The organism is Haloarcula sp. CGMCC 1.6347 (assembly GCF_037078395.1).
Lineage (GTDB): Archaea > Halobacteriota > Halobacteria > Halobacteriales > Haloarculaceae > Haloarcula > Haloarcula amylolytica.
This window is the reverse complement of the sequence record NZ_JAYMGX010000002.1, coordinates 14,595-39,732: the sequence shown is the minus strand read 5'-3', so window position 1 is coordinate 39,732 and position 25,138 is coordinate 14,595. Positions and strand designations below refer to the sequence as shown.

The following is a 25,138-nucleotide window of genomic DNA, read 5'->3' as shown; positions in this document are numbered from 1 at the left end:
GCTTCTTTCTCAGAGTTCCGGGACCGCCAGGTGGAACTCCTGGTTTCTCGCTTCTAACAGACAGAGGTGAAAGCCCTCCTTGCGCGAGAGGTTCACGAAGCTCTTCCGCTTATCGCGGTTAAACAGCCCACTGGAAGTGGCTTCTTCGGCGGTTTCGAGCGCCCCCGGCTCGAAGAAGCTGCTCGTGACGAGAAACGCCGACGCAAGCGATCCGGAGGCGTTGCCGACCCGCTCGGCGTTCCGGATGAGGTCCGACATCTGGCCCTCGGAGGCCGGTTCGCGCGAGTCGTTGATGTTGGCGACGACCAGCGGGTTCCCCATCCGGTCGCGGACGACGACGTCGAACCGCTCCTGCGAGCGGTTCTCCTGGCCGTCCTCCGTGTAGGTCACCGTGACGTTGCCGTTCAGTTCGGCGCGGTCGATAGCCGGAAGGCCCTCGTAGAGGTCCTTCATCGCTCCAGCGTGGCCGGTGTCCCGAATCTCGTAGAGGAGGTTCCGGATGAGCCAGTTGACGAAGCGGTACTGGATGCTGTCCTCGAGGAACTCCTCGAAGGGCGTCCCGTTGACCGTGGCGCCCTCGGCCTCGAACTGCGTGTGGTACTCCAGCCTGAGGTTCGCCTCGACTTCATCGCGGCTCGCCTCGCCGTCCCTGGCCTCCTCCAGCGTCGCCTTGCCTTTCGAGTCGTACCTGACGAAGAGGTTCGTCCCGTTTATCGCCTCGCCGACGCTGAGCCGGGTGCCACCCGCAGCGGTGTCGTCCTGCTCGTCGAGTTGCTCCTCCAGCCGGTCGATCTCGGCCCGTGCGTCGGCTAGCTCCGACTCCAGGCGGTCGCGCTCGTCCCGGAGTTCCTGGTTCGTGGCTTCCAGATCTGTGAGTTCGGATTCGAGTTCCGACACCGTCTCGGCCCGCTGTTCCAGTTCGGACTCCAGTTCCGCGACGCGCTCCTGCTCGCGCGGTGTCGGCTCTTCGTCGGCAGGCGACTGTCGCTGGTCCTCTGTCGAAGGCTGGGTCTTGGGCGTCTCGGCCGGCTGTGGGTCTTTCGCAGGTGTGCGACGGCTCTCCTGTGCCGGTGCTGGTCCCTGCACACTGGATTCGGTCGACGGTGCCGAGTCGTCCTGTGCTGGCTGGTCACGTCGCGGCGTCGAGGCCTGTTGCCCACCTGTCGGTGGCGTCTGGGTGGGGGACACGCTGGTTGTCATGCTTTCACGAGCACCACCGGACTTGTTCGGGTCCAGCGACGGGACCGAGCGCGTCTCCAGGTCCGTCGTTGACCCGCCAGAACCGGCGTCCGGCGTCGGCGTTGCCGCTCCAGTCCCGGACTGTGCCTGGGACGGCCGTGACTCGGTACTCTGGTTCGGTTTCGAGTCGGTCGGTTCGGCGCGACGGTCCGTCGAAGCCGTCTGGTCGCTCTGTGACTGGGAACTCCGAGCACTCGCCTGCTGGGCTTCCTGCGTTTGTGACGGGTCCGTCGCCGGGCGTTTCGGTTCGGTCTCCCCGGCAGTCTCACCCACTCTGGTCTCCCGTTCGGCGGCGTCGTTGTCCGGTTCCGTCTGTGTCGCGGCGTCGTTGTTCGGTTCTGTCTGGGTCACGGTGTCAGTATCTGTCGCCGCCCGGTCGGTCGCTCCGCTGTCTGGCTGGCTGTCCGTATTCGGCTTCTCGGCCACGCTCGATTGCTCGTCCGACTCGGAACTGCGGCGGGACCGGCCCGGAGTCGCACCAGCGGCTTTCGACCCCGGCGGGCCGCTGCTTGCAGGGCCGCGGTCCGGTGTCGACTCTGCTGCGGTCTGGGCCTGTTCAGCCTCGTCGGTTCCATCGGCTCCGGTATCTCCGACGGGGTCCGGGGATGGGTCCGCCAGTTCATCGCTGGCGTCGCCCTGTGGTGTCGGTTCGTCTGGTGCTGCCGTCTCTGTCGGCGTGCTATCTACCGCACCCTCGTCAGTGGGTACGTCGGCGACAGCCGTCTCGTCGCCAGCGTCGAGCGGATCGACGCCGGCGGCCGCCGGGTCCGCTGACTGCTCGTCCGCCTCGTCGTCCGGCGGTTCCGGAATCTCGATCGGCTCGATGTCGACCGGCATGACCTCGTAGATGCCGACCTCGTCGTTGGCCGTTTCGAAGGCCTCGTCGTCGGTGATGAGGTTGTCAGAGTTCCCGACCCACGCGACGCTCATCGAGCGGCCCTGGTGGTAGACGGTGTAGTAGTCGCCCGAGAGGACGTTCTCCGAGAGTTCGATAAAGCCCGTAAAGTTGCCGCTCGACAGGGTTTGATCGACGTCTGCAAGCGCGGTGTCTTCGGTGTAGTACTGCGCTTTCACCTCGTCGGCCCGCTCCTGCATCACTGCAAGCAGGGGTAAGGCCTCGTGGGGCGACCGCTTGGCTGTTCCCGACGCGTCCTCGAAGTCCTCGATAGTGCCGTCGAGGACGCCGACGACGGTCCCGTTCAACATGAACAGGCGCGTCGGACCCGTGATGACCGCGCCGGAGAACTCCTGCCCGGCGAGGTCTTGCAGGCCCGCGAACCCGCCGTCGAACGGAACCGACTCCCAGCCGTCGACCCGTTCGACCGTGCGTGTACTCATTACTCCCACCAAGCCGGATGGCAGACAAATAGTTTGTGCCCACGGGCGCGGTCCGATGGACATATGCCGATTCGAGTGTAAGTACGTGTATGGCAGAGGAGCCGGGACTAAGCGACCAGTATCCGACTGCGAGCCCGTGGCCGCTGTTCGTCGCACTGGGATTAGCACTGTCAGAGATCGGCGTGTTCGTCGGACTCTTTCCGGTAGCCGTCTTCGGACTGATACTGTTCGGCGGCAGTATCGCCGGTATCCTCACGGAGTCCGGGTACGTGGAACGGCCGTGGCCGACCCTGCTGGGCGTGGGAGTGGTTCTTATCGTCCTCGCCGCCGCGTTTGCGGTCTGGCAGGTCCCGGTCGCCGATATCGCGCTCTCGAACGTCGGGACCGGGCCACTCCTCACTCGGCTGGTGGCCGTCGCCGCGGCGGGCACCGTGATGATCGCGATGGGTGGCGTCGCCTCGATAATGGAACAGACCGCGGCCTGAGACGGGTACCCGCCCGGTTCGGAAACCAACACTCTATTTACCGACCTGTGCTAACGGACAGGCATGGCACTGTTCGGGTTCGAAAAAGACACCCTGCTCGACCTCACTGTGAACGTTATCCCGCTCGGGATCCTCCTCTTCTTCATCGTCGCGTTCGCCGCGTTCCCGGCATTCGGAACGGATCCCGTCTTCTCCGGAATGCAGTTCGCACTGATCATCTCGATGTTCCTGCTGCTCGCTGTCCTGACCTACTACGCGGGGAAGGCCGTCGAGAACGCTGAGAAGGAGAGCGGCGAACTCGGCCACGAAGACTGAGCGGACGGGTTCAGACAAACCGTTTCGAAGACCGACCGCGGTCGCTACCGGATGACAGTGCGAGGTGATCCCTCCTTTCTGCGGTTTCACCGCCGGATGGAAGCCGTGTTTTATGATCGTTGCTGCAGGAATCGACCCTTTGATAATGTCCCAGTCCTGAAGGACGACTATGGTAGCAGGAGATATTGTGCTGACGGGGCTGATGGCCGTCCTCCTCGTCGGCGTCGCCGCGCTTCTCACCCGTGTCGAGAACTGGCGTTCGTATACGCCGCTCGCGGGTGGCGGGGCCGTCACGGGTGACGAGGCAGCGGTCATCAACCGTGAGAAACCCGCAGGTATCATTCGCTGGCTAACAACCGTCGACCACAAGGACATCGGTCTGTTGTACGGGGTGTACGCGGTCATCGCATTCGCCGTGGGCGGCATCATGGCGATGCTCATCCGCCTCCAGCTCGTCACGCCCGCCGGGGCCATCCTCGGCAACAACGCCTACAACTCCATCCTGACGAGTCACGGCATCACGATGCTGTTCCTGTTCGGGACGCCCATCATCGCGGCGTTCGCGAACTACTTCATCCCCCTGCTCATCGGGGCTGACGACATGGCGTTCCCGCGTATCAACGCCATCGCGTTCTGGCTGCTTCCGCCGGCGGCCCTGCTTATCTGGGCCGGATTCTTCCTCGCGCCGGTGACCGAGAACATGATCGAGCCGGCTCGTACGGCCTGGACGATGTACACGCCGCTGTCGGTCGAGCAGGCGAACCCCGGCGTCGACCTGATGCTGCTGGGACTGCACCTCTCGGGCGTTGCGGCGACGATGGGCGCGATCAACTTCATCGCGACCATCTTCACGGAGCGCAACGAGGAGGTCAACTGGGCGAACCTCGACATCTTCTCGTGGACGATCCTCACCCAGTCCGCGCTCATCCTGTTCGCGTTTCCGCTGCTGGGGAGCGCCATCGTCATGCTCCTCCTGGACCGGAACCTCTCGACGACGTTCTTCGCCGTCGAGGGTGGCGGCCCGCTGCTGTGGCAGCACCTGTTCTGGTTCTTCGGCCACCCCGAGGTGTACATCCTCGTCCTGCCGCCGATGGGACTGGTCAGCCTCATCCTGCCGAAGTTCTCCGGCCGAAAACTGTTCGGCTTCAAGTTCGTCGTCTACTCGACGCTTGCCATCGGGGTCCTCTCCTTTGGCGTCTGGGCCCACCACATGTTCTCGACGGGCATGGACCCGCGGCTCCGGGCGTCGTTCATGGCTGTCTCGTTGGCTATCGCGATACCGAGCGCAGTCAAGACGTTCAACTGGATCACGACGATGTGGAACGGCCGCCTGCGCCTGACGACGCCGATGCTGTTCTGTATCGGCTTCGTCTCGAACTTCATCATCGGCGGTGTTACGGGCGTGTTCCTCGCTTCCATCCCCGTCGACCTGATTCTGCACGACACCTACTACGTCGTCGGGCACTTCCACTACATCGTGATGGGTGCCATCGGCTTCGCGGCCTTCGCCGGCATCTACTACTGGTTCCCGATATTCACCGGGCGGATGTACCAGCGCACGCTCGGGAAGGCGCACTTCTGGTTCTCGATGGTCGGGACCAACATCACGTTCTTCGCGATGCTCGCGCTCGGCTACCTGGGGATGCCGCGCCGGTACGCCACCTACGAATTCGACGGCGCTATCGCACCGCTGACGCAGGTCAGCACCTTCCACCAAGCGGCGACGGTGGGTGCGGTCATCCTGTTCATCGGCCAGCTGTTCTTCGTCTGGAACATCGTCCAGTCCTGGCTCGAAGGCCCGAAAGTCGAGGACGGCGACCCGTGGAACCTCGAACGCGACGGCATGCTGGACCGCGAGTTCCAGTGGTTCGACGAGCAGCTCGAAGCCGAAGCGCCGGAGAAGGACCCCTCGCTGCTCGCTGACGGCGGCGAAGAAGAACAAGACGACTCGTAAGCGGCCGAATTCTGTTTTCGTCTACTTCTGTCGTTCGCGGCTACGTCCGAACGGACAGTGCCTGTTAGCTCGCGCCGGAGACGAGTACCATGGCCGTCACGAACATCATGAGCGCGATTCCGGTCAGGACGAGAAACAACAGTTCCTTCTGTGACATAGGATAGCTACGGCGTGGAAGTGAAAAAGGCTAATCGTCTCCGAGCCGTTGTTCCCACATGAGCGAGTCAGCCGAGGCCAGGTCCGGACAGCAAATCGTCCTTCGCCTGTACGTTGCTATTGTTGTTCTTGCCGGCGTGATGGGGTTCGTGCTCGGCAGCATCCGACCGGAAGACCTCGAACCGGAACTGTTCGGTGTGATCGCGCTGCCACCGACGCCGTTTGGCGTCGCCATCTACGGGTTCGTCACTATCGGCATCGTCCTCGGCGTGTTGCTTGGCCTCGTCGTGTACGTCTCCGAGCGAATCGACGACGCGGCCAGTTCCTGAGTGTCCGTTGCTGCAGTATATCTTGCCGTGTGAACCAGTTCCTCGTACCGCTGTGGACCCCTCAGCTATCTGATGCCCGATTCCGTTAGTTTATTTTAATCCGACAGAAAATCGGCTGCTAGTCGCCTGCGTGACAGCAAGCCGGTGTCTCACCGCCCTCCCTACAAATGCGCCCCGAATTTCCCCTCCGTCAGTGGTTGGTCCACCGAATCGCTATCGACCGACGTGCGCTCGCAGCGTTCAGAGCGGGGCTCGGGCTGTGTCTCATCGTCGATATTGTCCTACGGTGGTCGGACATCGTCGCCTTTTACACCGATAGCGGCGCGCTCCCGCGCTCGACACTGGCTGAACTGTATCCGGTTCTGGGAGACGTGTCGCCGCTCGCTTTCTCGGGGACCGTCTGGCTCCCGCTGGTGGCCCTCGGACTGACGGCGCTCGCAGGACTGGCGCTGGTAGTGGGCTACCGGCCCCGCCTGAGCGCGGGCGTCGCGTTCGTCCTGCTCGTATCGATACAGCTCCGGAACCCTGTCGTCCTCAACGCCGGCGATACGCTGTTTCGCCGGCTGCTGTTCTGGAGCCTCCTCCTCCCGCTTGGCTGTGGCTGGGAAAATGGGTCGCCGGAGTCTGCGCCGACACGGGTCGCCACCGCCGGCACTGCGGGCATCCTCCTGCAAGTACTGGCCGTGTATGTGACGAACGGCCTCATGAAGCTTCGTGGTACGTACTGGCACCGAGGGACTGCGGTGCGGTACGTGTTCCAGCTCGACCACCTCACTGTCCGGCTTGGTGACGTGGTTGCAGGCTGGGACCTGGCGCTGGTCCTGGGGAACTGGCTCTGGCTCGCCTTGCTCGCTGGGTCCCCGTTGTTGCTCATCTGGACCGGCTGGTATCGGACGGGACTGGTCGCGGCGTTCGTCACCGCACACGTCTGTATGGCGTTCTCGTTTCTCCTGGGTGTGTTTCCGCTCGTCTCGATTCTCGGGCTGGTCTTGTTTCTCCCGACGCCGTTCTGGGACGCGCTCGCGGACCGCTGGCCCGCCGCCATCGAAGCGTTGCGCCCGCGGGGGCCGGATTCAGCGACAGGTCCTTCGCAACTCTGGTTCCCCACGACGACGGCTTCGCTAGCGGCGCTCGGGATCGTCGCCATTGTCGTTCTCAACGCCATCGCGGTCGGCTTCGTCGCCGCACCGACGGGCACGCCGGACAGAATCGAGGACCGGAGCTGGAACATGTTCGCGCCAGACCCGCCACAGGAAACGTGGTGGTACGCGGCCCCGGCAACTCTGGAGTCCGGGAACCGGGTCGACGCGCTTACCGGGGAGCCGGTCACTCTCTCTCGGCCGCCGGAGGTGTCAGACCGGTTTCCGAACCAGCGCTGGAAGAAGTTCCTCGGGACAGCCCGTCACGAACCCAGTCTTCGACGGTCGCTCGCAACGTATCTGTGTTCCCGGTGGAATCAACGCCACGACGACGCGATGGAACGCGTGGAGTTGATTGTCCTGACCGAGTCGACCAACCTGAACGGGTCCGAATCCGTCAGCCAGGAACGGCTCGGGTCGTATCAGTGTGCCTGATCGGGTGATGATGGAGATTGGTTACACCTCGAAAGCAGTCCTTCAAGCGACGATTGAGCGTACGCTCTGTCCAGTCAGGCGACGCTGGCCGTTTCCTGATAGCTCCCGTACTCTGCCTCGAAGACGGCCATGATCTCGCCCATCGTCGCGTAGGCTTTCACCGCGTCGATGATGACGGGCATGACGTTCCCGCCGTCCGTGATCACCTGCTGCAGTTCGTCGAGCGCCGCTTCCACGGCCGCGTCGTCGCGCTCTGCCTTGGCCGTCGCAAGCTTGTCCCGCTGGCGTTCCTGCACGTCCTCGTCGACGGTGAGAATTTCGGGCTCGGTGTCTTCCTCGACGGTGTACTTGTTGACGCCGACCATGACCTCTTCCTCGCTCTCGACGCGCTGCTGGTACTCGTAGGCGGCGTCCTGAATCTCGCGCTGGAAGTAGCCGTCCTGAATCCCCTGAATAACGCCGTCGCGGACCGACCCGTCACCGAGTTCGTCCCTGATGTGGTTGATGTAGGCCATCGCCTTCTCCTCGACCTCGTCGGTCAGCGACTCGATGGCGAAACTGCCGCCCATCGGGTCGACGATGTCGGCGGCGCCCGACTCCTCCGCGATGATCTGCTGTGTGCGGAGGGCGACCCGCACCGCCTGCTCGGACGGGAGCGCCAGCGCCTCGTCGAAGCTGTTGGTGTGCAGGCTCTGGGTCCCGCCCAGCACACCTGCGAGGGCCTGAATCGTCACGCGGACGATGTTGTTCAGCGGTTGCTGGGCCGTCAGTGACTGGCCGGCGGTCTGGGTGTGGAACTTCAGTTGCTTGCTCGCGTCGGCCTCCGCGTCGTACCAGTCGTCCATCACCCGGGCGTAGATGCGCCGGGCCGCGCGGAACTTCGCTATCTCCTCGAACATGGAGTTGTGCGAATTGAAGAAAAAGGAGAGCTGTGGGGCGAACTCGTCGACCTCAAGCCCCCGGTTCAGACAGTCTTCGACGTAGGCGAAGCCGTCCGCGAGGGTGAACGCGAGTTCCTGTACGGCTGTCGAGCCGGCCTCCCGGATGTGATACCCCGACACCGATATGGGCTTGAACTTCGGGGTCTCCTGACTGGCGAACTCGATAGTGTCGGTGACGAGCTTCAGCGACGGCTCCGGTGGGATGACCCACTCCTTCTGTGCGATGAACTCCTTGAACATGTCGTTCTGGAGGGTCCCCCGGATTTCCTCGCGCGGGACGCCCTGCTGGTCGGCCAGCGCGATGTACATCGCGTAGATGACGGGGGCGCTGGGGTTGATCGTGAAGGAGGTCGAGACCTCACCGAGGTCGATGCCGTCGAACAACCGCTCCATGTCCGCCAGCGTGTCGACGGCGACACCCTCCTTGCCCACCTCGCCGTCGGCCATCACGTCGTCGGAGTCGATTCCCATCAGCGTCGGCATGTCAAAAGCCGTCGAGAGCCCGGTCTGGCCCTCGTCGATGAGATAGTGGAACCGCTCGTTGGTCTCGTCGGCGGTGCCAAAGCCCGCGAACTGCCGCATGGTCCACTGCCGGCCGCGGTACATCGTCGGATAGACGCCGCGTGTGAACGGCTCCTCACCGGGGAAGCCGATGTCTTCCTCGTAATCGACGTCGTCCACGTCGAGAGGTGTGTACAGCCGGTCTACGTCGAGGTTTGAGACCGTCGCGAACTGCTCCTTGCGTTCGCCGTAGGCGTCCAGTACGGGGTCCAGTGTCTCGGCTTCCCACTCGCCTTTCTGCTCGCGGATGCGCTGGAGGTCCGACTCGTCGAACATACTCCGGTGTATGTCATGATTTAGTAAGAAGGTTCGGGCAAGCTTGATGTTACCGTCAGACGCACCAGCAGGGACTAATCCTGGAGTCGTTCCGTCGTCTGGACGAGCGGGTGGTGCGCGTAGTCGACGACCTCGATATCGTCGATCGACTCCAGGTCGGAGTCTGCGGCCGTCTCGGCCATCCCCAGTTCGACCGTCTCGTCGAGAACGATGACGTAGGCGTCCATTTCGTCGATATCGAGCCGCGCGGCGGCTTTCACGCGGTGGTGGCCGTCAGCCAGCAGGAGGTCCCCGCCGTTGTCGATGACGACGAGCGGTTCCGCCAGCCCGCGTTCCAGTTCGTACACCCGGCCTTCGAGTTCGTCGGCGTACACCGTCGTCTGTGTCGGCGTCAGGTCGTCGAGCTCCACCTCCCGTCGGCCTTCGTGTGTCGTGATGCCGTGGATGTTCTCCAGCGTCCGGCCGAGCTTGTCCACTTTGCCCGGTGTCGCCCGTTCGATCTGTGAGCGGATCACGTCGGCGTTCGAGATGATGCCGACGAGGTGGCCGGCGTCGTCGACGACCGGGAGTTTCTGGATGCCCGACCGCAGGATGACGCGCGCCGCGTCCTGAACGGCCATGTCCGGGTGCGCCACGAGGATGTCATCGGTCATCACGCGGAACATCGGCTCGTGGTCCTCGGCGAGCAGCAGGTCGCGCGCGCTGACGAACCCTTCGACGCGGCGGCCGTCCGTTACCGGAAACCCGCTGAAGTGGTCGTTGTCGGCGATACGTCGGGCGACCTCCCCGACAGTGTCGTCGAGTTCGACGGTGGCAACCTCGCGTGTCATGTAGTCTCCGACCGTCGGTCGACTCGATTCCTCCATCGGCGCGACGTTCTCGACCGACGGCAAAAAAGGCTCGCCTACGACGGCTCGCTGTCGTCGGGTTCGACGAGCGTCTCCGGGGTGTCGTCCGCCTGTTCTGACTCGTCGTCCGGCGGCTCAGCCGCGTCGTCCGCCTGTTCTGGCTCGTCGCCTCCGTCTTCGTCGCCGTCTTCCAGAAACAGCACATCGCTGTTCCAGTCCGTTGCGGTGTCGTCGCTCGACCCTGCAGGCGTGTCTCCAGCCGTCGTGATGGTGTCTCCGCTGTCCCGTCTGAGCGCCGTCGACTCCGTGAACGCGGTCACGTCGTAGTCAGAGCGTGCGTAGACGCGGCCGAGCAACCGGTGGGACCGCGACTGGATAGCGTCGAGAAACCGGTCCGAGACGATAGAGCGGACGATCTCTTCCAGCGACTCCTCGCGGTCGTCGACGGTGATCATCCCCAGGTCGATCTGTGCGCCCGCCATATCGGCGTGACCGCCCGCGGACCCGATCTGTCCGAAGGCGTCCCGCAGCGCCTCGCCGAGGTCGATATCCGCGCCGCGTGCCCGAGCGGACGCGTAAATCGTCCCGTCGACGACGCCGTACACCATCGTCGCCTGAACGCCTTCGAGATCGAGCAGCCTGTCAGCCGCCTGCGCGAGCGCGTCCCGATCACTGATCTCGCCGACGCCGGTCAGGAGCACCGAGCCCTCCTGTTCGCGGTTCGCGATCGCGCGGCCGATGACCGACAGCGTCTCCGGGCTCACGCTCGGGTCTTCGATGCGCTGGAGCGTCGCCATGTCGGCGTTCGTCACGAGATGCGCGGCGGCCTCGAAGTCCGCGGCAGCGACCTCCCGGCGGAAGTCCTTCGTGTCGACCTGAATACCGAACAGCAGGCCCGTCGCGATTGTGGTCGGAATGTCGATGTTGAACCGCTGGAGATAGTCGACCAGTAACGTACTCGTCGCCCCGACGCCGCTCCGGAGGTCGACGAAGCGGGCTTCGATTGGGACGCGCGGCGGATGGTGGTCGATGACGATGTCGATGGGAGTCTCGGGCGGGAGCTGGTCGTTGACGCCGGCTCTGGAGTGGTCGACCAGCGCGAACGCGTCGAACGCGTCCAGTTCGTCCGGCGAATCGGCATCGAGGTTCCGGAGATCGAATTCGAGGAGATTGACGAACGCCCGGTTCTCCTGATGGGAAATCTCCCCGTAGTAACAGATCGTCACCTCGCAGTCGGCCCGTTCAGCGAGCGCGCCGAGGGCGACAGCGCTGGCAATCGCGTCCGGGTCGGGGTTGTCGTGCGTGACGACGGCGAGGTGATCGTCGATGTCCCGCAGTACCTGATGGAGCTGTCTGGCCCGCGTTCCCTCGTCGCCGACCGACTGGGTGACGTAGTCGGTAACGACAGACTCCGGCGTAACCAGCCGGTCCGCCACGCTATCGAGTCGGTCGCGCTGGTCCGCCGTCGCGCCGCGGCCGGCGTAGGCGAGCAGAAACACGTCGGGAAAGCAGTCACGGGCGGCCGTCGCCGCGTCGGCGTTCCGTTCCGGGTCTTCACTGGCGACGATGACGCTCTCAGGGTGAACGTCGAGGTCGGCGAGAACAGATGGGTCAGTCTGGTCGGCTTCGAGTACGTTGATACCGTCCGCTCGGAGCGTTTCAGCACGGTGCTCGTCCTGGGTCACGACTGTCAGGTCGCCGCGGTCGTCGCTAATCGCGTCGAGAAGGTCCGCGGCCGTCGGCCCGAGTCCGAGCACCAGCCGAGAAAGCATACCGTGCAGTCAGCGCTGGAGCGTCTAAAAACCCGTTACTTCAGCCGTTCCTGGAGAAACGACGGATGCGCGGCGGTAACACCGTCGAGCGCGAGAATCTTGTCTTCGATGACGTCCGCCAGCGAGTCCCCGTCCATCGCTCGGACCTCCGCCATCAGCATGTGGTCGCCGCTGGACGTGTACAGTTCCTCCATCTCCGGGATCTCCTTGAGGTTCCGCGTGGCCTCGACGTAGCAATCGCTCGCGATGTCGATGCCGACCAGGGCAATCGACTGGCCTGCCAGCTTCTTCGGGTCGACATCGGCGGAGTAGCCGACGATGACGCCCTCCTCTTCGAGTTTCTGGATGTATTTCCGGACTGTCGGCTTCGATACGTCGGCTCGTTCCGCGATTTCTGCGTACGAGGCCTGTGCGTCCTCTTCAAGGACCGACAGGATTCGACGCTCCGTGGACTCGGCACTCATGGAGTAATCTTTTCGGTGCATGAAAAAATATCTTCCGAACCAGAAACCCACGTTCGAGGTGGTGTCTGCAGTCCAGTAGCGGGCCTTATTTGTGATGTTCGAGGAGGTTGTCGTAGGTCCGCTCCCACTCCGCGTCCTCGTCGAAGTACCGCTCTGCGAGCGGTTCGTCGGGCATCTCGCCGATCTGGCGCTTCTCCTCGCCGTAGGAGGGGCGCGCGTCCTCGACGTACATCCGACCGGTCAGGACTTCACCTTCGTACAGTCGCTCCTCGGTCTTTCGCATCATCTCGGCGGCTTCCGCGCGGTCCGAGACGTCGAAGTCGAACTCGTCGGACTGCTGGACGTCCGTGTACGGGACGTAGTGTTTCGCGTCCTTGTTCCAGGTCGGACACTGGGTCAGGAAGTCGATGTGCGCGAAGCCGTCGTGCTCGATGGCTTCGGCGATGATCTCCTTGGCCTGGTTCGGGTTGACAGCCGCGGTGCGGGCGATGTAGGTCGCGCCGGCGTTGAGCTGCTGGGACAGGGGTCGGATCGGCGACTTCGCCGAGCCGTGGGGCTGTGTCTTGGACTTGTGGCCCTTCGGCGACGTCGGCGACGTCTGGCCCTTGGTCAGCCCGAAGATCTCGTTGTTGAACACGATGTACGTGATGTCGTGGTTCTCACGGGCCGTGTGGATGGTGTGGTTCCCGCCGATGCCGTAGCCGTCGCCGTCCCCGCCGGCCGCGATGACTTCGAGGTTGGGGTTGGCGAGCTTCGCGGCCCGGGCGACGGGCAGCGAGCGACCGTGGATGGTGTGGAAGCCGTAGCTGTTGAAGTAGCTGTTGAGCTTGCCGGAACAGCCGATACCGGTGAACAGCGCGACTTCGTCGGGGTTCTTGCCGACTTCCGGCATGGCCTGCTTGAGCGCCTTGAGGACGCCGAAGTCGCCACAGCCCGGACACCAGGTCGCCTGCGGTTCGATGCCGGGTGTGAACTCGTCGCGCTCGATCTCGCGTTCTTCGTTGATTGCTGAGAATGCACTCATTGGTTAGTCACCTGCCGCGGGGACGTACTTCATGTTGCTCGCGGCGAGTTCCTCGCCGTCGATGCTGGACTCGAACCCGTCGACGATCTCGGCGGGCTCGAAGGGGTTGCCGTTGTACTTCAGGAGGCTCGACATCTTGTCGCCGTACTTGCCGAGTTCCTTCTGTGTCAGGCCGCGGAACTGGGCCGTGGCGTTCATCTCGACGACGAGCGCCTCGTCGACTGATTCGAGCCACTCGGAGACCTCGTCTTCCGGGTACGGGGCCATGTCGGAGACGCCCAGTGCCTTCACGGAGTGACCGTTCTCGTTGAGCCGGTCGACGGCCTCGAAGACGGTCCCCTGCTGGCTGCCCCACACGAGGATGCCGTAGTCGGCCTCGTCGGGTCCGTGGTAGGTCTGGTGGGACGTGTTCTCGTCCAGATCAGCACGGATGTCGTCGAGCTTGTTGAGCCGACGGTTCATCTGGGCGATGCGGTTCTCGGGGTCCTCGCTGATGTGGCCCGATGGGTTGTGCTCGTTGCCCGTCGCGAGGAAACGGCCGTCCTTCTGGCCCGGCACGGAGCGCGGGCTGACGTTCGAGCCGTCCTCGGGTTCGTGGAGGAACCGCTGGAACTTCCCGGAGGAGTGGTGTGCGGCGTCCTGAATCTCCTCTTCGGTGAGGACCGAGCCAGGATCGGCGTTCGGTTCCTCGTCGAAGTGGCTGGCCGGGAGGTTCCGGAGTTCGCCCTGGATCTTCTGGTCGTAGATGACGATAGCCGGGATCTGGTACTCGTAGGCGATGCGGAACGCCGAGCGGGTCTGCGTGTAGCACTCGCGGATGTTCGCCGGCGCGAACACGACGCGGGCGGAGTCGCCCTGTGACGTGTACAGGACGTGTTCGAGGTCCGCCTGCTCGGGCTTGGTCGGCATCCCCGTCGAGGGGCCGGCCCGCATCGCTTCGACGAGCACGATAGGCGTCTCGGTCATCTCTGCCAGTCCGAGCGGTTCGGACATCAGCGCGAAGCCACCGCCGGATGACCCGGACATGGCTTTCACGCCGGCGTGAGACGCACCGAGGGCCAGCGCGGCGGCCGCGATCTCGTCTTCGACCTGTTCGGAGATCCCACCGAACGAGGGCAGGTGCTGTGACATGATCGTGAACACGTCGGTCCACGGAGTCATGGGGTAGCCCGAGATGAAGCGACAGCCCTCGTCGATTGCGCCGTAGGAGATGGCGTTCGAGCCCGAGAGGATGACCTGCTCCTCGTCGTGGGATCCCTCTGGGACTTCGATGTCGTGATCGACATCGAGTTCGCTTGCGGCTTCGTAGGCGTCGTGCAGGACGTTGAGGTTCGCCTCCTGCATGTCGCCGCTCATGTTCTGTTTGATGAGCTTCTCGAACTCGTCGGTGCTGATGTCGAGAATGGCCGCGGTCGCGCCGATACCGGCCGTGTTCCGCATGATCTCGCGGCCGTGCTCCTTGGCGATGCCGCGGAGGTCCATCGGGACGACGTGCCAGTTGTTCTCCTCGGCGGCCTCTTCGAGACCGATCTCGTCGACGTCTTCCTCGTCGAGCAGCCCCTCGTCGTAGAGGAGGACGCCGCCCTCACGGAGGTCGTCGAAGTTCTCGTACAGCGGTTTCAGCTCCTCTTTGCCGTAGTAGGCCTCTTCCTGCGGGTTCCGGGCGAAGGAGTCACCCAGGGCCAGCAGGAAGTTGTAGCCGTCCCCGCGGGACTGTACTGGCTCGTCTTTCGCACGTACTTCCACGTACGTGTGGCCGCCGCGGATACGCGACGGGTAATGGCGGTGTGTGAACACGTTCAGCCCCGACCACATCAAGGCCTTCGCGAAGTTCTGGCTTGTCGAGTCGATTCCGTCACCGGAACCACCGGCGATTCGCCAGATTAGTTCGTTGTCTGTCATGGTGAAATCCTCGGCCCCAGCTCTGGTGCCGTATCATCCCGTTGGGGGGCCATGACTAAAGATTTTCCACTACATCACCACTCATTAATCGTTATCTTTCGTCTCAGGCACCTCAGGTTGCCGTTTTCGAAATGGGGTTCGTCGCTATTGGGAGATGTTCACAGGGGCAATATATCCGCCCGAGCCACACTTGTCAGCCACTAATAGTAAGCCGCGTAACTCCCTCCCGCAACGACTAACACAGTGAATACCGTTGTACAGTCGAGGATGTCGTTAACGGAACTCATCGCTGGCGTCGAGGACCATCAGAAGACGCTGACTATCTTCAACGCCGGGCCGACAGCGGCCGAAGACCTGCGCGAGCGCTTCGCGGACCGCAACGTCCACGTTCAGACCGAGCAGACTGAGAGCGGACGCCCGGGCGAGTTTATCACTCTCAGCGAGGACGAAGAGGTCATCGCGGCCGCCAGCCTCAATTCGTTCACCGACTCGCTTGACGAAGGCCGTCAGTACATCACGCGGGACAACAGCCCGTACGCGTCGATTCTCGACCACCTCGACGAGACGATGTTCACCTCGTGGTCCATCCAACGGATGACCGCCGCGTCCCGCGAGATTGAAGACCGCGCGTGGCGTGTGGGACAGGGAACGCTGCACGCCGGCTTCCAGACACTGTCTACGCTTCAGGGCGAACTCGACCTCTACGAACGGCTGGGTGAGACCGACGTGGACGTTCACGCCTACGCCGTCCCTGACGTCGAACCACCCGAGTACAGCACGTTCTCGCTGCATCTGGAACGGTCGGACGAGATCGCCGACTCGTGGTTCGTCGTGTTCGACGGCGGCAGTGACCCGACCCAGAAGTGCGCCTTGCTGGCCGAGGAGCGCGAGCCACGCGAGTTCTACGGCTTCTGGACCTACGACGAGTCGACGGTCGACTGGATCATCGACTATCTGGAGGAGACCTACGGCTATCTCGAACAGTGAGCCGCGTTCGAACCGGCCAGCGCGACCATTACTACGGCTTGCCGTCGGTTGGCATTCGCTCTTGAGATGACGAACGTGGCCGAGTCCAGAGAGTTCCGCATCGAGGAGACCGGAGAGCGCGTCAACGGTCTCGAACTGGAGTTGCACCTGTTTTTCGGCGTGTGGGCGGTCATCGAGCGCCACGAAGACCGATGGGTCGTGGCGACTGACGACGGGGAGCGCCGAACGCTTGTCGCTGTGTCGGACTAACCTGACGTGGACCTCGAATCAATCCGCAGTCCCAGACACATCCTCGAACACCGCGAGGTCGTGGCCGAGCAGCACTTCAGCCCCCGTCGCCCGCTGTCGGTCGCGGCACCGCTCTAGGCTCTCCTTCCACGCGCCGTTGTTCCACAGGAGGCTCGTCGCCATCGACTGGCCCGCGTAGTTCGCCTCGACGTACGCTTCGTCGCCGACGACGAGGAGCGGCCGTGCCGGGCGGTCGATGAACGCGCCCATGAGTCCGGGCGTGTGGCCGGGAAGGTGCAACAGTTCGACCCCATCGGTGAGATGATAGCTGTCGCCGTGGACGATCTCCCAGTTCAGGTCCCGGTCGAAGTCGCTGGCGAGGTAGGCGATAGAGCCGTCGTCCGTATTGGCGCTGTAGTACGCGTACGGGAGTTCCTCCCGGTGGACGTAGATCGGGACGTCTGTTCCCGCGAAGTTGTGCAAGCCGCCAGCGTGGTCCAGATGCAGATGGCTCATCACGACGGCATCGATGTCGTCGATGCTGTAGCCCGCATCTTCGAGATCCGCCGGCAGGGCGTGCTCCTCGGCGTCAACGTGTGCGAACGCCTCGTACAGCGACGTCGGCCAGTACCCGTCGCCGGCCTCCGGATGCGAGCCGGTGTCCCAGAGGATAGTCATCTCGGGCGTCTCTACGATGAGGTTCCACACGACGTACGTTTCGTACTCGTGTTCCGGGTCGCGGTCCGAGGCCGTCGCGACGCTGTGGCCGTCGACGACGAAGTTTCGATCAGCCTGTACGCGGCCCCGGTCGACGAACGTCACTGTGAGGTCGTCCATACGGTGTCTACGGGCTGTCAGAAAGTAAAGAGCAGTGTCGTGCGCGTGGGGAGCAGGCTAGTTCGCTATATCATCCATCGTTCGCTGTGGCAGGGATTGCAGGCTATATCGATGCCGAGAGACCTTTATAACGAAATGTCGGTGGAAAAGCGGGACCCACACACACCACCCTGCAAGTGTTCTCGGTGTTTGCAGGGGTGGGGGTGGGGAGGGGGAGGGTCCCACTGCATACTTAAAGAAGCGGTAGGCTGTTCGATTCTACTGAGAGTAAATGATCAGAAGACTATCCGTATATGCAGATTTGGGTGCCCTGAAGCACTTGTAGCTTGAATTCTATAAGGTAGGACGTTCGATGGTGAATATGATTTATTGCCTTTACCATAAAATATATAATAGTAGTACTAGTTCTATATTCGGTCCAGAACGAGACAGTCGAGAATCGCAGGACTCAAGTGTTCTAGATGAAGGGTCGGTGCAGCAGACTGCTCGTGGCTGTTTTCTAGAGGGATCGAAGAAACACTTGCACGGTGGTGTGTGACTGTTCGGCGTGAAAACACTTGAAACACTTGTACGGTGGTCACTGGTTTTATATAGAATCATTCAAAAGGTGGCGTACGATGGTCGACGTGAACGAGAACCCGTTCGATGGGACTGACGCGATCTTCGAACGAAAGCAACCGCTGAAAAAAGACACGTTCACGCCGGATACGATCTTTCACCGCGACGAGGAGATCGAGTTCTACATCAACGCGCTTCAGGACGTCATCGTCGGCCACGACCCCAACAACGTCTTCGTCTACGGCCCAACGGGGGTCGGAAAGACTGCCGTTACGAAGTGGGTACGGGACAAACTCGAAGAGAAGGCCGAGGCCGAGGACATCCCGCTCACCGTTGTCGGTCCGATAAACTGCCGGAACTACCGGTCGGCGTACGCGCTGGTCAACACGCTCGTCAACGAGTTCCGAGATCCGGAGAACCAGCTCCCCGAGAGCGGCTACAGCACTGACAGCGTCTTCGAGTTCCTCTACGAGGAGATCGAGGCCGTGGGTGGGAACGTCCTCATTATTCTGGACGAGATCGACAACATTCCGGCGGACGCGCGGAACGACTTCCTGTATGAACTGCCGCGGGCCGAAGCGAACGAGAACACGCCGATCACCGATGCAAAGGTCGGACTCATCGGGATTTCGAACGACCTCAAGTTCGTCGACGTGCTGGAACCCAAAGTGAAATCGACGCTCGGGGAGCGAGAGATCAAGTTCGGCCCGTACGACGCGACCGAACTCCGGGACATTCTGGGCTACTACGCCGACATCGCGTTCCGGGAGGACGTGCTCGGCGAAGACGTCGTTCCGCTGGCGGCGGCCTTCTCGGCACAGGAACGGGGCGACGTTCGGCAGGGACTCCGAATCCTCGAAAAGGCCGGGGAGTACGCGCGGATGGAGGGCGCGGATGGTGTCACAGAAGCGCATACGCGACGGGCGACAGACACTATCGAAACCGACGAACTGCTGGATTACTTCGAGCACGACCTGAGTTCACAGCAGGCGTTGACGTATCTCGCGACGACGCTTGCGCTCATCGAACCGAAACACGAGGCGTCGACGAAGCGGATCTACAACCTCTACTCCTCGATTGCGGAGTCGAGCGGCCGCCGCGTGAAATCCGAGCGCAAGATCTACGAGTTCCTCGACCAGCTTTCCATGCAAGGGCTGGTCCGTTCGGCCGAACGCAACCTCGGTCGCAAGGGCGGGCGCAAGTACATCTACGAGGTCACCGACGACGCGACCGATATCATCAACGCCGCGCTCCAGTCGTCCTACAGCGATGCCGTGCCGAGCAACGTCAACGGGATACTCGAACACTATCTGGAAGACGAGGCGACCGAGTTCGAGGCACCGGACACGACCGACGACGAGCAACAGAACCTCTGGCAGTTCACGTAGCCAGCGTATTTGCTCCCCTCCCCCCACCGGCTCACACGGCAGAACACTTGCACGGTGGTGTGTGTGTGTTCAGTGGCAGTTCCTCTATTGTGCCGTCCAGAACAGTTGCAGGGTGGTGTGTGTGTGCCAACAATAGACCTGAACCCGGAGTGCTACCGAGCGATTGTGTGGCAGTTACCCTCCGCTGCAGTGTGTAGAACACTTGCAGACCGGTGTGTCCGTCCGTTTCCACCACAGCCTCCCGGTATTCCGTTTCGAAAACACTTGCAGGGTGGTGTCAACACCAATTCACCGGGAAAACCGCTCAAAACGGGCTTTTCTGAACACTTGCAGGGTGGTGTTCCCGTGGGCTCTCGTCTGTCGCTCCCAGTGCGGGAAACACTTGCACGGTGGTGTTAGAGTGGTGCATCGGAACTCCGAACAACGTCTCAAAAACACTTGCAGGGTGGTGTTTTCGGGAATCTCAGACGCTCGCGCACCCCCGTACGACGCATACCCCGTGCGAACACTTGCAGGGTGGTGTGTGAACACCTGTCCACTGTTCTGGTCCGGTTGTAGTCGTACTGGAAACACTTGCAGGGTGGTGATAGAACACTTGTAGGGGGTGATAGAACACTTGTAGGGTGGTGTCGGATCGTTTGTATAGGGCTGTCAGAACACTCGTAGGGTGGTGTTCCAGCGAAAAATACGTCGTTTGCGACGCAATCAACCAATCGACAGTGATCGACTGAGCCCTCTCGGTTACATCGGGGCCTGCTTGTAGATGAGGTTCCGCTGGATGTCGTTGGCCCCTTCGTAGATGACCGGAATCCGGACGTCGCGGTACACGCGGGAGATGCGGTTCTCCGTCAGCACCGACCGGCCCCCGTGTAGTTGCATTCCTTTCTCCGCACAGTCCATCGCGGCTTCGGTCGCATTGGTCTTTGCCAGTGCGGCCCAGTAGCCGGCGTTTTCCTGGTTGGCGACGCGTTCGGCCGCGTGCCAGGTGAGCGTTCGGGCGGACTGGAGACCGAGTTGCATGTCGGCCAGTTTGTGCTGGACCGCCTGGAACTCGTCGACGGTCTTGCCGAAGGCCTCGCGGTCGTGGACGAACTCCCAGGCTTCCTCGATGGCCGCCGCGGCGAGGCCGATGCCGTGGCCGCCGACGACGACGCGGCCGTGATTGAAGAACTCGGCGAGCATGTAGAAGCCGGCCCCTTCGACGCCGATCAGGTTCTCCTCCGGAATCCGGCAGTCGTCGAGCACGATGTGAGCCTGCTTGGAGGCCCGGAAGCCCATCTTCTCGGGGATGTGTTCGGCGTGGTAGCCGTCGGCGTCCGTCGGGACGATAAACATCGAGTAGTTCCCGTAGCGGTCGTTCGGATCGTCACCGGTCTTGGCGTACAGCGTCACCCAGTCGGCCTCGACACCGTTGCCGATCCAGTACTTTTCGCCGTTGAGTACCCACTCGTCGCCGTCCTTCTCGGCGGCTGTCGTCATCCCGGCGAGGTCGCTCCCCGTCTCTGGCTCGGAGACGGCGAGGCCGGTAAGCTGGTCGCCGGTGGCGACGGGCTCGAGGAACTCCTCTTTCTGCCAGTCCGCGCCGTGGTCCTCGACGATCTCTGCCCCGAAGCTGGCGAGCTGGATCGTCAGCGCGATCCCTGCGTCGGCCTTGTACAGCTCCTCCGCCATCGCAAGCATCTGCTGGAGGTCGTAGCCGCTCCCGCCCCACTCCTCGCCGATATCCTGTGCGACGAGGCCGGCCTCCCTGGCTGCTTCGAGCACATCCCAGGGATACTCCCCGGACGCGTAGTACTCACCGGCGACTGGTTCGATGTGCTCCGCGGCGAACTCCCGAGCCTCCTCCTTGACCTCGCGTGCGTGCTCCGGAACGAGTTTCTCGGATAGCAGATCCATGGGGACTATCATGGTTTGTGTACTGATATACTCCGTGGAACTCTGCCAAACACCGCCATAGTTGTTTCCCGGAAACTCCTGATAATCGGCCAGCACGCTTTTCCATGGCTGTGGCCTTCCTCGGGCATGAACCGTCGAGACTACCTGCTTGCCGGAGCCACCCTCGGAACCGCCGGGCTTGCGGGATGTTCGTTTCTGGCCGCGGCCGAGGCACCGCCACCGGACGTTCCGAAACAGCGCCTCGAAGACGGCGGCTGGACGCGAACGGACCAGTCCTCGGAAACAGTGTTCGACCGGAGCTACGGCCCGGTCTCGGTCGAGGCTGTCTCCAGTACGGTCCAGTACGTCGACGAACAGCTACAGGAACGCGTCGCCAGTCGTACCCTCGATCAGGTCCAGACTGCGCTCTCCGTGTTTTTCGCCACCCGCGTCGACTTCAGCCCCGATCTGGACAATCTCCCGGCTGGCGTAGGTCGCAAGGAACTGCTGGCGGAAGTCAGAACGAACGCCCGCGACAGCTTCGAACAGCAGATGGAGGCCCAGGGACTGACCGACATCGAGAAAACCGGCGCGGGAACCATCGATATCGACACCGGCGAGACGGCCGAGACGGTCGAACTGTCCGCCGTGTACCCCTTCGAGGGGATTTCGTTCGACGTGACCGAGAACGAGGCTGTCGAGATACCGGCCAGCGACATCGACATCTCGGCGATGTTCGCCGTCTGGCACCACGGCGATTTCGTCGTCATCTCCGGGGGCGCGTACCCGGCACAGAACTTCGAGCAGGTCGTCGAAAACGCCCTGAGTGACGGCATTACGGTCACCGTCGATGTCGACCTCGGACTCCAGCCCGACACCTATCGGACCGAAGTCCGGAATCTCGTCACTGGCGTCCAGTAACCGTTAGCTCGCCGGAGACGAGCTTGCTCCCCTATTCCGGTGCGGCGTCGTCGGGGACGCGGCCCTCGACGAGTGATTCGTCGGCGTACTCGTCGCGGAGCGACTTCTTGTCGAACTTCCCGGTTGCCGTCTTCGGGACCTCGTCGATGGTGACGAAGTTGTCCGGCACCCACCACTTGGGGTAGGAATCGAGGATGTGCTCCCGGAGTTCATCACCGAGCGTCTCCTCGTCGGCGTCGGCCGTCGGAACGATCATCGCGAGTGGGCGCTCCTGCCAGCGCTCGTGGGGGACACCGATGACTGCCGCCTCGTTCACGTCGTCGTGGGCTATCAGTTCGTTTTCCAGTTCGAGCGAGGAGATCCACTCGCCACCGCTCTTGATGACGTCTTTCGCCCGGTCGACGATCTTGATGTAGCCGTCCTCGTCGACGGACACCACGTCGCCGGTCTTCAGATAGCCGTCCTCGAACTCCTGTTCGTTCGCTTCCGGCCGCTTGAAGTACTCCGTCGTCACCCACGGCCCGCGGATGTGGAGTTCGCCGAAGTCCTCCCCGTTGTGCGGGACCTCGTTGCCGTTGTCGTCGATGACACGGAACTCCAGCCCGGGCGCGATGAGTCCCTGCTTCGCCCGCTTGTCCAGTTGCGTCTGGTAGTCGGCGTCCTCCAGGTCGCTCCGCAGAGACGCCACCGCACCCACCGGGGCCGTCTCGGTCATCCCCCAGGCGTGGACGAGTTCCACGTCGCGGTCGTCGAAGAATCGGATCATCGCTTCGGGCGCGGCGCTGCCGCCGACGATGAGCCGTTCGAGCGACGAGAGGTCGACGTCGTTTTCCTTGATGTACTCCATCAGTCCCAGCCAGACGGTCGGGACGCCGGCGGTGACGGTGACGTCCTCCTCTTCGATGAGCTTCGCGAGGTCTGCCGGTTCCGGCTGTGGACCGGGGTAGACGTGCTTGGCCCCGCCCGCAGTTGCGGAAAACGGGAGTCCCCACGCGTTGACGTGGAACATCGGGACGACGGGCATCATGACGTCGTCGTCGTCGAGTGGAATCCCCTGTGGCGACTGAATCGCCATCGTGTGGCTCCACAGCATCTGCTGGGTGTACTCGACGCCTTTCGGCCGTCCGGTCGTGCCGGAGGTGTAACAGAGGCCTGCGGGCCGTTCTCCCTCCAGTTCGGGCCAGTCGTACTCCGTCGGCTGGTCGGCGATGAACGACTCGTAGGCGACGGCATCGAGGTCCGTCTCGGGGACGGACTCACTCATCACGATGAACTGCTCGACCGTTTCGAAGGACTCGGGGTCATCGGCGGCGGCACCTTCGAGCTTCGGCAGGAGCGATTCGTCGACGAAAATGAGCTCGTCCTGTGCGTCGCTGACGATGTACTGGATGTGTTCGTCGGGCAGGAGCGGGTTGATAGTGTGTAGCTGTGCACCGGTTCCCGGTACCCCGAAGTACGTCTCGAAGTGCCGGCTGTGGTTCCAGCAGAACGTCCCGAGCCGTTCGCCGTCGCCGTAGCCGGCTTCCTCGATCGCGTTCGCTAGCTGCGCCGTCCGTTCGGCGTATTCGGCGTAGTCGTGACGGACGATACCTTCGTGGGTACGAGAGACGACTTCCGTGTCCGGATACAGTGTTTCTGCACGCCACAGGAACGGTCGTAGAGTTTGCGGGCTGCCTCCTGGCATATCATGATGCAGGGGCTCACGATACAAGAAACACTGCTAAATCTTTCATGAGGGAAAAGGAGTTCATCCGCAGTGCTCGCCGCCCCGTTCGCACACGTCTGCTTACACTTCGATTTCCTGCATCAGGTCGACCAGTTCTTCCAGTTCCGGAAACGTGTACACTTTCACGTTGATGTTAGACTCCAGCGCGTGGACGCGGGAATCGAACATCAGCGCCATCTCGTTGTCCCGGTCGCCGACGAGCTGGTCAACCATCCCACTCCCGGGGCCGAACGTGAAGTTCGGCGTAGAGATGTCGATGGTCGTATCGAGGACGTTTGCCCAGCCGTCGATGAAGCCGCTGGTCATGATGTTGCCGATCTCCTGAATCGCCGAGCGCTCCATGTCGGTGAAGCCGTCCGCGTTGGGGTCCGTTTCCCCCATATCGCCGATCATCCCGGTGGCGAGGTCCTTCGCACTGGCGGCGTTGAACAGGAATAGGATGTGCCCGTGGGGCTTTTCGACCATCTCGATACTGATACCGATCTGCTTCTCGTCGCCGACGTGTGTTTTGATATCCGGGATATCGATGAAGTTGATCTTCGTGATCTCCATCTCCGTCTCCATCCCTGTCATCTGGCTGAGGTGGTTCGCAACGGTGTTACCGCCCTCTTTAGCCATCTGATTGAACAACCCGAGCTTCCGAATATCTATCATCAGACTCATTCGTTAGGACCAGCGTTGCCGCTGAGTTGTGTGTCCTCATACATAAGCTATGCACCCGCATTTTCGTCGGCGAGAATCGGAGCGTGTCGATACCGGGATGCTCACTCCACGCGGACGCTCACAGCGACGCCCTCGCCGAGCGGCAGCAATCCGGTCTCGAACGCCGGGTTGTCGCCGACACGTTCGAGATAGGTGGCGATGCCGCGACTCGTTTCGTTGGCGTCGATGTCGTCGCCGTCCAGCAACGCCTGTACCTCCTCGAACTCCAGCGGCCCGGCCTCGATCATATTGTCGGCGACCACGGCTCCACCGACCGGCACTTTCCGGCGGACAGCTTCGAAGGCTTCCGCGTAGCGGTGTTTCTCGTTGTCGATGAGCACCACGTCGAACGGGCCGTCGTAACCTTCGACGGTTTCGATTGCGTCCCCGTGTTCGAAAGCGGCCCGGTCGGCGAACCCGCCGCGGTCGAGGAACTCGCGGGCCTCCTCCAGTTCGTCGGCGTCAATCTCCGTCAGGACGATCTGCCCGTCGTCGGACACCGCGGGGGCCATCCAGTACGCGGAGTACCCGAAGCCGGAGCCGAACTCGAAGATACGGTCGGCGTCGACCATCCGGGCAACGAGGCGAAGCCAGCCACCGACTGCGGGGCCGACCGTCGGGAACCCTTCCCGGTCGGCTTTGGCGTCCATCTCCTCGATAACTGCATCGCTGCCTGGCGCCAGTGTCCGGGCGAACTGCTCTGTGACCTCGGGAAGCGGGGTTTCGTCCATACCGGGC

The 25,138-nt window shown here is 62.7% G+C and carries 21 protein-coding genes; 9 read left to right on the top strand and 12 right to left on the bottom strand.

All coding sequences use genetic code 11. The annotated features are described in order from the left end of the window. Window positions 1–9: 9 nt before the first annotated feature. Window positions 10–2,577 (bottom strand): DUF7527 domain-containing protein, encoded by a 2,568-nt coding sequence (locus VI340_RS08470; protein WP_336358194.1) that lies wholly within the window; start codon window positions 2,575–2,577, stop codon window positions 10–12. Between the two features lie 89 nt (window positions 2,578–2,666). On the opposite strand from VI340_RS08470, the gene VI340_RS08465 reads away from it, so the two are divergent. From VI340_RS08465 to VI340_RS08445, 5 genes are all read left to right on the top strand, one after another. After that, window positions 2,667–3,062: a DUF7541 family protein gene (locus VI340_RS08465; RefSeq protein WP_008313330.1), complete on the top strand. Its 396-nt coding sequence runs from the start codon at window positions 2,667–2,669 to the stop codon at window positions 3,060–3,062. A 63-nt stretch (window positions 3,063–3,125) separates the two neighbouring features. After that, a complete protein-coding gene (locus VI340_RS08460; RefSeq protein WP_008313331.1) occupies window positions 3,126–3,377 on the top strand; it encodes a DUF6684 family protein in 252 nt (83 codons plus the stop codon). A gap of 169 nt (window positions 3,378–3,546) precedes the next feature. After that, window positions 3,547–5,331: a cytochrome c oxidase subunit I gene (gene ctaD, locus VI340_RS08455; protein WP_008313332.1), complete on the top strand. Its 1,785-nt coding sequence runs from the start codon at window positions 3,547–3,549 to the stop codon at window positions 5,329–5,331. Between the two features lie 215 nt (window positions 5,332–5,546). Next, entirely contained in the window at window positions 5,547–5,816 is a 270-nt protein-coding gene (locus VI340_RS08450) for a DUF7520 family protein (RefSeq protein WP_008313333.1), read from the top strand. 167 nt (window positions 5,817–5,983) lie between these two features. Beyond that, a complete protein-coding gene (locus tag VI340_RS08445) occupies window positions 5,984–7,390 on the top strand; it encodes an HTTM domain-containing protein (protein WP_336358193.1) in 1,407 nt (468 codons plus the stop codon). A gap of 74 nt (window positions 7,391–7,464) precedes the next feature. Here VI340_RS08445 and VI340_RS08440 read toward each other — a convergent pair whose 3' ends face one another. From VI340_RS08440 to VI340_RS08415, 6 genes are all read right to left on the bottom strand, one after another. Then, entirely contained in the window at window positions 7,465–9,168 is a 1,704-nt protein-coding gene (locus tag VI340_RS08440) for a methylmalonyl-CoA mutase family protein (protein ID WP_008313335.1), read from the bottom strand. Between the two features lie 74 nt (window positions 9,169–9,242). Beyond that, window positions 9,243–10,034, bottom strand: a complete 792-nt coding sequence (locus VI340_RS08435) for a CBS domain-containing protein (RefSeq protein WP_008313337.1) — start codon at window positions 10,032–10,034, stop codon at window positions 9,243–9,245. 38 nt (window positions 10,035–10,072) lie between these two features. After that, window positions 10,073–11,788 carry a DHH family phosphoesterase gene (locus VI340_RS08430; RefSeq protein WP_336358192.1) on the bottom strand — a complete coding sequence of 572 codons (1,716 nt, stop codon included), beginning with the start codon at window positions 11,786–11,788 and terminating at the stop codon, window positions 10,073–10,075. A 35-nt stretch (window positions 11,789–11,823) separates the two neighbouring features. After that, a complete protein-coding gene (gene lrpA1, locus VI340_RS08425) occupies window positions 11,824–12,252 on the bottom strand; it encodes an HTH-type transcriptional regulator LrpA1 (protein WP_004591923.1) in 429 nt (142 codons plus the stop codon). Window positions 12,253–12,337: 85 nt separating this feature from the next. Further along, window positions 12,338–13,276, bottom strand: coding sequence for a thiamine pyrophosphate-dependent enzyme (locus VI340_RS08420; RefSeq protein ID WP_008313341.1), 939 nt, complete (start codon window positions 13,274–13,276; stop codon window positions 12,338–12,340). A 3-nt stretch (window positions 13,277–13,279) separates the two neighbouring features. Next, complete coding sequence (locus VI340_RS08415; RefSeq protein WP_336330865.1) at window positions 13,280–15,178, bottom strand: 2-oxoacid:acceptor oxidoreductase subunit alpha; 1,899 nt, start codon at window positions 15,176–15,178, stop codon at window positions 13,280–13,282. A gap of 267 nt (window positions 15,179–15,445) precedes the next feature. Between VI340_RS08415 and VI340_RS08410 the strand changes: the two genes are divergently transcribed. Continuing rightward, window positions 15,446–16,165 (top strand): DICT sensory domain-containing protein, encoded by a 720-nt coding sequence (locus VI340_RS08410; RefSeq protein ID WP_008313345.1) that lies wholly within the window; start codon window positions 15,446–15,448, stop codon window positions 16,163–16,165. A gap of 66 nt (window positions 16,166–16,231) precedes the next feature. Then, the gene (locus tag VI340_RS08405) at window positions 16,232–16,414 is read left to right on the top strand and encodes a hypothetical protein (RefSeq protein WP_008313347.1); all 183 of its coding nucleotides are present in this window, start codon (window positions 16,232–16,234) and stop codon (window positions 16,412–16,414) included. A gap of 18 nt (window positions 16,415–16,432) precedes the next feature. On the opposite strand, the gene VI340_RS08400 is transcribed toward VI340_RS08405, so the two are convergent. Next, window positions 16,433–17,230, bottom strand: a complete 798-nt coding sequence (locus VI340_RS08400; protein ID WP_336358191.1) for an N-acyl homoserine lactonase family protein — start codon at window positions 17,228–17,230, stop codon at window positions 16,433–16,435. Between the two features lie 617 nt (window positions 17,231–17,847). On the opposite strand from VI340_RS08400, the gene VI340_RS08395 reads away from it, so the two are divergent. Beyond that, window positions 17,848–19,176 carry a Cdc6/Cdc18 family protein gene (locus tag VI340_RS08395; protein ID WP_008313351.1) on the top strand — a complete coding sequence of 443 codons (1,329 nt, stop codon included), beginning with the start codon at window positions 17,848–17,850 and terminating at the stop codon, window positions 19,174–19,176. Window positions 19,177–19,917: 741 nt separating this feature from the next. Here VI340_RS08395 and VI340_RS08390 read toward each other — a convergent pair. After that, complete coding sequence (locus tag VI340_RS08390; protein ID WP_008313353.1) at window positions 19,918–21,072, bottom strand: acyl-CoA dehydrogenase family protein; 1,155 nt, start codon at window positions 21,070–21,072, stop codon at window positions 19,918–19,920. A 126-nt stretch (window positions 21,073–21,198) separates the two neighbouring features. Between VI340_RS08390 and VI340_RS08385 the strand changes: the two genes are divergently transcribed. Next, window positions 21,199–21,972, top strand: coding sequence for a hypothetical protein (locus VI340_RS08385; protein ID WP_336358190.1), 774 nt, complete (start codon window positions 21,199–21,201; stop codon window positions 21,970–21,972). 31 nt (window positions 21,973–22,003) lie between these two features. Here VI340_RS08385 and VI340_RS08380 read toward each other — a convergent pair whose 3' ends face one another. The 3 genes from VI340_RS08380 to VI340_RS08370 all read right to left on the bottom strand — a co-directional run bounded on the left by VI340_RS08380 (window position 22,004) and on the right by VI340_RS08370 (window position 25,131). Continuing rightward, window positions 22,004–23,656 carry a long-chain fatty acid--CoA ligase gene (locus tag VI340_RS08380; protein WP_008313357.1) on the bottom strand — a complete coding sequence of 551 codons (1,653 nt, stop codon included), beginning with the start codon at window positions 23,654–23,656 and terminating at the stop codon, window positions 22,004–22,006. Window positions 23,657–23,758: 102 nt separating this feature from the next. Further along, window positions 23,759–24,361 carry a chemotaxis protein CheC gene (locus tag VI340_RS08375; RefSeq protein WP_023843310.1) on the bottom strand — a complete coding sequence of 201 codons (603 nt, stop codon included), beginning with the start codon at window positions 24,359–24,361 and terminating at the stop codon, window positions 23,759–23,761. A gap of 101 nt (window positions 24,362–24,462) precedes the next feature. Then, entirely contained in the window at window positions 24,463–25,131 is a 669-nt protein-coding gene (locus VI340_RS08370; protein ID WP_008313361.1) for an O-methyltransferase, read from the bottom strand. Between the last annotated feature and the right edge of the window lie 7 nt (window positions 25,132–25,138).

What these genes read in the sequence shown, in the direction of transcription:
- VI340_RS08470 (WP_336358194.1), bottom strand. Translation starts at nt 2,577, where the DNA reads ATGAGTACACGCACGGTCGAACGGGTCGACGGCTGGGAGTCGGTTCCG.
- VI340_RS08465 (WP_008313330.1), top strand. Translation starts at nt 2,667, where the DNA reads ATGGCAGAGGAGCCGGGACTAAGCGACCAGTATCCGACTGCGAGCCCG.
- VI340_RS08460 (WP_008313331.1), top strand. Translation starts at nt 3,126, where the DNA reads ATGGCACTGTTCGGGTTCGAAAAAGACACCCTGCTCGACCTCACTGTG.
- ctaD (WP_008313332.1), top strand. Translation starts at nt 3,547, where the DNA reads ATGGTAGCAGGAGATATTGTGCTGACGGGGCTGATGGCCGTCCTCCTC.
- VI340_RS08450 (WP_008313333.1), top strand. Translation starts at nt 5,547, where the DNA reads ATGAGCGAGTCAGCCGAGGCCAGGTCCGGACAGCAAATCGTCCTTCGC.
- VI340_RS08445 (WP_336358193.1), top strand. Translation starts at nt 5,984, where the DNA reads ATGCGCCCCGAATTTCCCCTCCGTCAGTGGTTGGTCCACCGAATCGCT.
- VI340_RS08440 (WP_008313335.1), bottom strand. Translation starts at nt 9,168, where the DNA reads ATGTTCGACGAGTCGGACCTCCAGCGCATCCGCGAGCAGAAAGGCGAG.
- VI340_RS08435 (WP_008313337.1), bottom strand. Translation starts at nt 10,034, where the DNA reads ATGGAGGAATCGAGTCGACCGACGGTCGGAGACTACATGACACGCGAG.
- VI340_RS08430 (WP_336358192.1), bottom strand. Translation starts at nt 11,788, where the DNA reads ATGCTTTCTCGGCTGGTGCTCGGACTCGGGCCGACGGCCGCGGACCTT.
- lrpA1 (WP_004591923.1), bottom strand. Translation starts at nt 12,252, where the DNA reads ATGAGTGCCGAGTCCACGGAGCGTCGAATCCTGTCGGTCCTTGAAGAG.
- VI340_RS08420 (WP_008313341.1), bottom strand. Translation starts at nt 13,276, where the DNA reads ATGAGTGCATTCTCAGCAATCAACGAAGAACGCGAGATCGAGCGCGAC.
- VI340_RS08415 (WP_336330865.1), bottom strand. Translation starts at nt 15,178, where the DNA reads ATGACAGACAACGAACTAATCTGGCGAATCGCCGGTGGTTCCGGTGAC.
- VI340_RS08410 (WP_008313345.1), top strand. Translation starts at nt 15,446, where the DNA reads ATGTCGTTAACGGAACTCATCGCTGGCGTCGAGGACCATCAGAAGACG.
- VI340_RS08405 (WP_008313347.1), top strand. Translation starts at nt 16,232, where the DNA reads ATGACGAACGTGGCCGAGTCCAGAGAGTTCCGCATCGAGGAGACCGGA.
- VI340_RS08400 (WP_336358191.1), bottom strand. Translation starts at nt 17,230, where the DNA reads ATGGACGACCTCACAGTGACGTTCGTCGACCGGGGCCGCGTACAGGCT.
- VI340_RS08395 (WP_008313351.1), top strand. Translation starts at nt 17,848, where the DNA reads ATGGTCGACGTGAACGAGAACCCGTTCGATGGGACTGACGCGATCTTC.
- VI340_RS08390 (WP_008313353.1), bottom strand. Translation starts at nt 21,072, where the DNA reads ATGGATCTGCTATCCGAGAAACTCGTTCCGGAGCACGCACGCGAGGTC.
- VI340_RS08385 (WP_336358190.1), top strand. Translation starts at nt 21,199, where the DNA reads ATGAACCGTCGAGACTACCTGCTTGCCGGAGCCACCCTCGGAACCGCC.
- VI340_RS08380 (WP_008313357.1), bottom strand. Translation starts at nt 23,656, where the DNA reads ATGCCAGGAGGCAGCCCGCAAACTCTACGACCGTTCCTGTGGCGTGCA.
- VI340_RS08375 (WP_023843310.1), bottom strand. Translation starts at nt 24,361, where the DNA reads ATGAGTCTGATGATAGATATTCGGAAGCTCGGGTTGTTCAATCAGATG.
- VI340_RS08370 (WP_008313361.1), bottom strand. Translation starts at nt 25,131, where the DNA reads ATGGACGAAACCCCGCTTCCCGAGGTCACAGAGCAGTTCGCCCGGACA.